Annotated in this window: 7 protein-coding genes; 2 read left to right on the top strand and 5 right to left on the bottom strand. The window is 64.7% G+C overall.

Annotated features, from left to right (window positions below; all coding sequences use genetic code 11):
* Window positions 1-261: transglycosylase family protein (locus KDB67_RS12885; protein WP_291016225.1), on the top strand; the 261-nt coding region annotated here is incomplete at its 5' end.
* 161 nt (window positions 262-422) lie between these two features.
* On the opposite strand, the gene KDB67_RS12880 is transcribed toward KDB67_RS12885, so the two are convergent.
* From KDB67_RS12880 to KDB67_RS12860, 5 genes are all read right to left on the bottom strand, one after another.
* A complete protein-coding gene (locus tag KDB67_RS12880) occupies window positions 423-1661 on the bottom strand; it encodes a fatty acid desaturase (protein WP_291016224.1) in 1239 nt (412 codons plus the stop codon).
* A gap of 8 nt (window positions 1662-1669) precedes the next feature.
* A complete protein-coding gene (locus KDB67_RS12875; protein ID WP_291016223.1) occupies window positions 1670-2782 on the bottom strand; it encodes a ferredoxin reductase in 1113 nt (370 codons plus the stop codon).
* A 121-nt stretch (window positions 2783-2903) separates the two neighbouring features.
* Window positions 2904-3743 carry an SDR family oxidoreductase gene (locus KDB67_RS12870; RefSeq protein WP_291016222.1) on the bottom strand — a complete coding sequence of 280 codons (840 nt, stop codon included), beginning with the start codon at window positions 3741-3743 and terminating at the stop codon, window positions 2904-2906.
* A gap of 22 nt (window positions 3744-3765) precedes the next feature.
* Window positions 3766-5103 (bottom strand): cytochrome P450, encoded by a 1338-nt coding sequence (locus tag KDB67_RS12865; RefSeq protein WP_291016221.1) that lies wholly within the window; start codon window positions 5101-5103, stop codon window positions 3766-3768.
* A 27-nt stretch (window positions 5104-5130) separates the two neighbouring features.
* Entirely contained in the window at window positions 5131-6006 is an 876-nt protein-coding gene (locus KDB67_RS12860) for an oxygenase MpaB family protein (RefSeq protein WP_291016226.1), read from the bottom strand.
* Between the two features lie 286 nt (window positions 6007-6292).
* Between KDB67_RS12860 and KDB67_RS12855 the strand changes: the two genes are divergently transcribed.
* Window positions 6293-7882 (top strand): glycoside hydrolase family 32 protein, encoded by a 1590-nt coding sequence (locus KDB67_RS12855; RefSeq protein WP_291016219.1) that lies wholly within the window; start codon window positions 6293-6295, stop codon window positions 7880-7882.
* The last annotated feature ends 289 nt before the right edge of the window (window positions 7883-8171 follow it).

Below are 8171 nucleotides of genomic sequence, written 5' to 3'. Positions count from 1 at the left end.
TTCGGTCTGGCGACTGCTACCGCATCTGCCTACGGCCACAACTGGGACGCTGTGGCCGCGTGCGAGAGCGGCGGCAACTGGGGAATCAACACCGGCAACGGCTACTACGGCGGCCTGCAGTTCTCGCCGTCGACCTGGGCCGCCAACGGCGGCTACGGCATGCCTCACACCGCCTCGCGTGAAGAGCAGATCCGCGTCGCCGAGAACACCCTGGCCACCCAGGGCCCCGGCGCATGGCCGACGTGCGGCGCCTACCTGTGAGCCACCCGCTCACCGGATAGACAGCAGCCTGACCGAGGGATCCCCGCGCCCAGCGCAGGGTACTGACCCTCACAGCCACCGAAGGGCGGCCCCGTCACGGGGCCGCCCTTCGGCGTTCCGGCCTCCTCCTCCACAACACCGAGACCCGGTGTCGATCCCGGTCAGGCCGGTCGTACCTGTGCCGTTCTGAGTGCTTTCAGCGCCGTGCGCAGTCCCTTCCGTTTTCCGGTGTCCGGATCGACGCCGAACTCGATCGACATACCCTCCAGAACGTCGAACCGCAGTTCCGACGACGTTTCCGGGGCATCGTCGGATGTCGCCTTGAGCATGCTGTTGGGCAATGACAGCTTGAGGATCGTGCGGAACGTCAGCGCATACTGACGCAGGATCGAGCCCGTCGTGTACGGCAGGTCATATTTCTCGCACAGCAGGCGCACCCGCACACCGATCTCCTCGTACCGGTTGCTCGGCAGATCCGGATACATGTGGTGCTCGATCTGGTGGCTGAGGTTACCGCTCATGAACCGCATCAGCGGTCCGGCGGTGAAATTGGCCGACCCCAGCATCTGCCGCAGGTACCAGCGCGCCTGATCCTCGTTCTCGAACTCCTCGGCGGTGAACTTCTCCGCCCCGTCCGGGAAGTGACCGCAGAAGATCACCATGTACGCCCAGTAGTTGCGGATGATGTTGGCCGTGAAGTTCGCGGTGAGGGTGCTGCGCCAGTTCTTCAGCGACAACGCGGGAAAGATCAGATAGTCCTTGGCAGCCTGCTTGCCCACCTTCTTGCCGACCAGCCGCATATCCTTGGCCGCCTGCGCATACGTCTTCTCCTTGTTGCGCAGTTTCTCCGTCTCGAGGTGGTGCAGGGCCACCCCCACCTCGAAGAACGTGCCGAGCAGGAAGTTGTAGATCGGGTTTCCCAGGTGCCGCAGCTCCCACTCCTGGTCGCGGGTCACCCGCAGGATGCCGTAGCCCACGTCGTCGTCCATCCCGATGACGTTGGTGAACTTGTGGTGCACGAAGTTGTGTGAGTGTTTCCACTGGACCGACGGGCAGGTGTTGTCCCACTCCCAGGTGGTCGAATGCACCTCCGGGTCGTTGAGCCAGTCCCACTGACCGTGCATCACGTTGTGGCCCAGTTCCATGTTCTCGATGATCTTTCCCGCACCGAGCAGCGCCGTGCCCAGCAACCACAGCGGTCTGCGGTTGCTGAACAGCAGCACGACCCTGCCGCCGGCCACCAGCGAACGCTGGATGGTGATGGCCCGCCGGATGTAGCGCGCGTCTTCCTCACCGCGCGCCGCCTCGATGTCACGGCGGATGGCGTCGAACTCGGCGCCGAGGATCTCGATGTCGGCGTCCGTCAGATGTGCGTAGGCATCGATGTCTGTGATGGCCATGTGTCACCCTAGAGGTCGAGCGTGCAGGAGCCGGCGACGGCACTGACGCAGGTCTGGATCCGGTCGCCCTCGCGATGCTCTTCGCCGGTACGCAAGTCGCGGGTATAGCCGGACGTCAATTGCACGACGCAGGTCTGGCAGATACCCATCCGGCAGCCGAACGGCATCTGCACCCCGAGCTCCTCCCCGGCTTCGAGAAGTGTTGTGGCGCCATCAAGTTCGGCTGTCTTACCGGATCTTCCGAAGGTGACGGTGCCACCTTCGCCGCCGTGATCGGTGCGAGCGATTGCGAACCGCTCGATGTGCAGCAGTCCCCGCAGGCCGTTGGATTCGTAGTGCTTTTCCATATCGTCGAGCAGCGCGATCGGGCCGCAGGACCAGCACTGCCGTTCACGCCAGTCCGATACATGTGCGTCCAGTGCGGCCAGGTCGAACTTGCCGTCGGACCGGGTGGCCTGCAACTGCAGGTGATAGCCGTCGACGTCGCGTTGCATCCGTTCGAGCTCATCCCGGAAGATCACGTCATCGAGTGTCGGTGCCGAATGGATATGGATGACATCGGGGACATTGCCGCGTTTGACCAGATGACGCAACATCGACATCACCGGGGTGATCCCGCTGCCCGCTGTGATGAACAGGATCTTCGACGGCAGCGGTTCAGGCAGATGGAAGTCGCCCTTGGGCGCGGCCAGGCGGATGATCGTCCCCGGGGTCACGCCCTCGACCAGATGCGTCGACAGGAATCCGTCGGGGTTGGCCTTGACTGTGATCGAGATCGTCTTGGCCGTCGCCTCCCCGATGGAGGTCAGCGAGTACGACCGCCAATGCCAGCGACCACCGATCTGCAGGCCGATGCCGACGTATTGGCCCGGTTTGTAGGTTTCCGGGAATCCCCATCCGGTCTGGATCCGGACAGTGGCGGTGTCCTCGGTCTCGCGTTTGACCGCGACGACCCGGCCGCGCAACTCGCGGGCCGACCACAGGGGATTGATCAGATGCAGGTAGTCGTCGGGCAGCAGCGGGGTGGTCGCACGCGCTACGAGACCGCGCACGATGTTGTGCTCGGGACGTTTGGCGTCTACGCCGACCGCGGGTCGCTGACTCCATTTCAGCAGGTTCACACGGGTGTCCTCACTATCCGGGGCTGCGGATAGTTCACGACCGTACACCGGAAATGTGGCATCCATCACACATTGCCGAATGTTGCGCCACCCGCCCCTCCGGGGCGGCCTGGGAGTGGAGTTACCTTGCGATGCGTTCGGTGTACTCAGCCCGTGCGCCGGTGTCGTAGTCGAGGAACATCCGGTCGAGACCGGTCGACCGCCGGATGCGCCGTTTCACCCCGGCACCGATCAACGTGTTGCCATGCACCCAGGCCATGGTCTTCGGCGCGGTCACCCGGACACGCGGCTGCGCAATGGTTTTCACGATGATCTCGGCCACGTCGTCGGGTTCGACCGCCTGCACGACGGAGTTGGTCCGTAGGCCGGAGATCAATCCGGTACGGGTGAACGTCGGCAGGACCGCCGACACGCGCACACCCAGTGGGAGCAGCTCGGCGTCGAGCGCCTCGGAGAATTCGATGACACCGGCCTTGACGCCGTTGTAGATGCTGAGCCCCGGCGTCGGCAGACGTCCGGCCACCGACGCGATGTTGACGATATGACCGGATCCGCGGTCGACCATCCGCCGGGCGGCCAGCTGCGAACCCGTGTACACCCCGAGCAGATCGATCTCCACGGTGCGACGGATCAGCGCCGGGTCGTAGTCGAGAAATGCTCCGGCGGGCATGATCCCGGCATTGTTGATCAGGACATCTAGCGGTCCGAGCCGCTCTTGGACTCCGTCGAGCCAGCCTTCGAACGATGCGCGGTCGGTCACGTCCACATGACCACCATCGATCCCGATGTCGGCGGCCGCCTTGGCCACCACGTCGGCATCGACGTCGCCGATCGCCACGACGGCACCGGCCTCGGTGAGCAATTGCGCTGTGCGGAAACCGATTCCACGAGCACCGCCGGTGATCGCGACGATCTTGCCCGCCACCGACGGCGCGGCGGCGCGGCTCCAGGTCTTGCCCATGTCTCCCCTTGATCGTCGTTCGTCAGCGCCGGCGGATGTAGACCGGCATGTTGTCCTTGGGCACCGGCAGCGAGCTGTAGTCCATCGGCACCTCGTAGCCGTCGGGCACCGACCATTCGAATTCGCGCAGCAGCCGGTGCATCACGGTCTTGATCTCCATCTGACCGAAATGCAGCCCGATACATTTGTGTGCTCCACCGCCGAACGGCGCCCACGCCATCCGGTGCCCGCGGTCCTCTTCTCGTTCGGGTGAAAAGCGTTCGGGATCAAAGATATTCGGATTGGTGTAATACGTCGGATCACGATGGTTGGTCTGCTGCAGCACCGCCACGATCGAACCTTCAGGAATGTAGTGACCCAAAATCTGGGTGTCCTTGATCGCCATCCGCGGCAACGCCGGGACCGGTGGGCACATCCGCAGTGATTCGCGCATGATCAGGTCCAGTTCGGTGAACTTGCCCAGTGTGTCGTAGCCGATCTCCGGTTCGAGTTCGAGCGATTGTGCCCGGGCGCGATCCTGCCACTGTGGATTCTTGGCCGTCCAGTACACCATCTGCGACATCGTCATCGTCGAGGTGTCGTGGGCGGCCATCAGGACGAAGATCATGTGGTTGACCACGTCCTCGTCGGTGAATCTGTCGCCGTCCTCGCTCTCGGCGTGGCACAGCGCCGAGAACAGATCGGGGGTCTGCCGGGCGCGCTTCTCGGCGATGTTGGCGTAGAAGAACTCTTCGAGCACCTTGCGCGAACGCAGACCCTTCCACCAGCGCCCACCGGGTACGGGTTTGCGCACGAGGGCGGTGCCCGCCGCGACCGTCTCGATGAACGCCTTGTTCAGCTTGTCGGCCTCCTCGCGCGGTAGCTCGACACCCAGGAACACCTCAAGCGCCACGTCCAGGGTGAGCTGCTTGATCCAGCTGAACATCTCCACCCGGCCGGTCGGCAGCTGATGCACCTGGTCGGCGATCACCGGCTGCATCTCCTGCAGGTAGCCCTTGAGCGCGGTGGGCGTGAACGCCGCCTGCAGGATCCGGCGGTGGTGGCGGTGCTCGTCGAAGTCCATCAGCATGACGCCGCGATGGAAGAACGGGCCGATGAAGTAGCTCCACGCCGGACCGTTGGCGAACGCCTTGTCCTTGTTCATGAGGATCTCTTGCGCCCCGGCGGCCCCGGACACGTTGACGATCTTGAGGCCGAAGGCGTTCATGCCCGAGATCGGACCCATCTGCGCCACACGTTTGGCGGTCTTGGCGTAGGGGTCGCGGCGCGTGGAGAGCACCTCGATCACGCCCGGAATGTTCGAGCACGGGACCGATTTCAATCCGCTGCCGGCGGGTGCCTCGGCAAGGTAGCTGGTCATCTCGGGAACTCCTGATAAGGCGGGCTGCTATTTTCCGTTGTTGATCGGCCGGGGATCGACACCGGTCCGCTCCCAGGCCTCGACCGCCCACGGCGAGTACAGCTTGGCCACCGGCAGCCTGTTGATGACCGGATTCAGCGCCCTGATCAGCGCGGACATCCGGTCGAAGCGCTTCTGCATCCGGCCGTCCCAGTGCAGGTCGCACACATCGCGCATCTGCTGGGGCAGCGTACCGATGACGAGGGTGCGCAGGAGCGAGTTCATCGGAATCGAGGCCACCCGCCACACCGGCGCCGGCACCTGCTTGGGCCGCGGCAGTCCCTTACGCAGGTAACCGGTGGCGTACACGATGGTCTTGGTGGGCACGAAGCGGTCGAGCATCTCGTCCCAGTAGGCGAGGAACTCCTCGTAGGTCTGGGGCTCGGCGCGGTCGTTGACGCCGTACAGCGCGTACCAGCGCTTGCTCTCCTCGAACATCTGCGCCTTCTCGGCGTGGCTGAGGCGCCGGATGAAGGTGTCGGTGACGTAGATGACCTGGTCGACAAAGGTGGCGTGCGCCCAGTAGAACAGTTCCGGATTCATCGCGTGGTACGACGATCCGTCGCTGTCGATGGTGCCCTTGATGTTGCGATGGAAGTCGCGGACCTTGCGGCCCCAGCCGTGCGGATCGGCGCTGTAGACGGTGCTCATGATGGGCGGCACCGTACGCTCGGCACGTCCTTTGAAGTCGGAGAAGATCACCGAATGCTCTTCGACGCCCTTGGCGAGCTGTTCGATGCAGTTCTCGGTACCGGCAACACGCTGGAATCCCAGGATCTGCCGGTTGTCGCCGTAGTACTTCCACACCAGCGAGTTCGGCCCGAGCGGCTCGACCTGGTTCGCCACGGCGGTGGACACCGGCATCGGCCGCGCCTGGCGGACGCCTTCCTCGAAGGACGGGGCGGAGTCGTTCCGCGTGGCCGCATCCCCGGAGAGGACCGTATCGGGTGTGGTGCTGTCAGCGATGGTCACCGAGTTACTCCCAAGCCTCGAACTCTCCGCACCCCGAGCTGTTGGAATAGATCAGAGAGTTTGTTTCTTTGATGCTCAAGATAGCACGTGAGCAGCGGCACAACCAGCCCCGAATCCGTCCCAGCGGTGTGCGGACGCGGAGTCGACCGCATGCCGGGCGTCCTGGTACAACCCACAGGTGCAACCGTCATCTCGCCGCGGGCCCGGCAGGCGCTCCAGGTCTGCCGCAGCGGTCCTGGCGACCGCGATTCTGGCCACCGCTGCGGCGACGTCGACCGCGCCGGCAGTCGCAAACCCGGCAGACCCGTTCCGACCCCTCCTTCACTACACGCCGAAGCGGAACTGGATGAACGATCCGAACGGACTCGTCTACCGGGACGGGCAGTATCACCTTTTCTACCAACACAATCCGTCAGGGCCGGGCTGGGCGAACATGAGTTGGGGGCATGCGGTCAGCCCCGATCTGCGCACCTGGCGCGAACTTCCGGTCGCCATCGGTGGCGACCGTGACGCCCAGATCTACTCGGGCTCAGCCGTGGTCGACCACCACAACACCTCCGGCTTCGGTACCGCCGACAACCCGCCGATGGTGGCGATCTACACCGCCAAGTACCGGAGCGGGCGCCAGACCCAGTCGCTGGCCTACAGCACCGACGGCGCAGCGACGTGGAGCAAGTTCCGCGGCAACCCGGTCGTGGACCGCCGGTCCACGAACTTCCGCGATCCCAAGGTGTTCTGGTACGACGACGGCCCGTCGAAACGCTATTGGGTGATGGTGGCCGTCGAAGCACTCGACCGTAAGGTGGTGCTGTATCGCTCTGACGACCTGAAGAAGTGGCGCCCGCTCAGCGAGTTCGGCCCCCGGGGCGACTACCGCGGCATCTGGGAGTGCCCCGACCTGTTCCCGCTGCCGGTGGACGGCAATCCGGATCGAGTCAAGTGGGTTCTGGTGGTCAGCCACAACCCGGCGACCGTCGACGTACTCCCACCCGCCGCGGACGTATCGCCGAAACTGCTCAAGGGCACCGGCACCCGCTATTTCGTCGGAGATTTCGACGGCGAGCGATTCACCGCCGACGGCCCACCGGAGTTCGTCGACGAGGGCCGAGACTTCTACGCCGGCGTCACCTTCAATGACGCCCCGGCCGGCAAACGGATCATGCTGGGGTGGATGAGCAACTGGCTCTACGCTCAGCAAACGCCGACCGGCCGGTGGCGCGGAGCGATGACCCTGCCGCGTGAGCTGAGACTGCGTACCGTCCACGGGAAACCCGCACTGGTCTCCCGCGTCACTGGTCCACTCGCCACCGGAGGACGAAAGACATACTCCCGCAACGGCATCACCGTCGGACGCGGCGGCATGAGGCTTCCGGTCCGCGCCCGCACCTACCGCGTCCACGCCGAGTTCACCCACCGATCGGCGAAAAGTTTCGGCGTCACCGTGCGTCGCTCGGCCGACGGCACCGAACGCACCCGGATCAGCTATGACGTCGCCACCGGCACCCTGTCGGTGGACCGCACACGCTCGGGAAACATCCTGTTCGGCCCCCTGTTCCCGTCCGTGGAGTCGGTGCGGGTACCGCTCCGCGCAGGTGCCCTCGATCTCGACGTCTACGTCGACACCACGTCGGTGGAGGTGTTCGCACAGCGCGGCACACACGCCATCACCGACCTCGTGTTCCCGAACCCGTCGAGCACCGCGATCTCGGTGGATTCCGACGGTGGCCGGACCCACCTACGCACTCTCACCGTCACCACCATGGACTGACAGTTCGGGTTCATCGGTCGGCTGGCGGCCGGTTCAATGAGCCGAACCGAGGGCCTCCTCGAAATGCGCGAACAACAGAGTAGACGAGAAGTGATGATCGTTCATCGCCGATCTATCAGCGGTCCGGCTGGTTCTCGACGACTGCCACACCGATCTCGACGGTCAGCCCTCCAGGAGAGTCGTGCGGTACGAGGCGGCGAAACGGTCGACGGCAGTGGCGTCGAGGGCGCGGCGGTCGCCGCGGAAGCCAAGGAACAGTTCGCGGCCAAGTCCCGCCACGCCGAGGGCG

The sequence above is a fragment of the Gordonia sp. (in: high G+C Gram-positive bacteria) genome (genome assembly GCF_020438995.1).
Classification (GTDB): Bacteria; Actinomycetota; Actinomycetes; order Mycobacteriales; family Mycobacteriaceae; genus Gordonia.
This window is presented reverse-complemented; position numbering and strand designations above follow the sequence as displayed.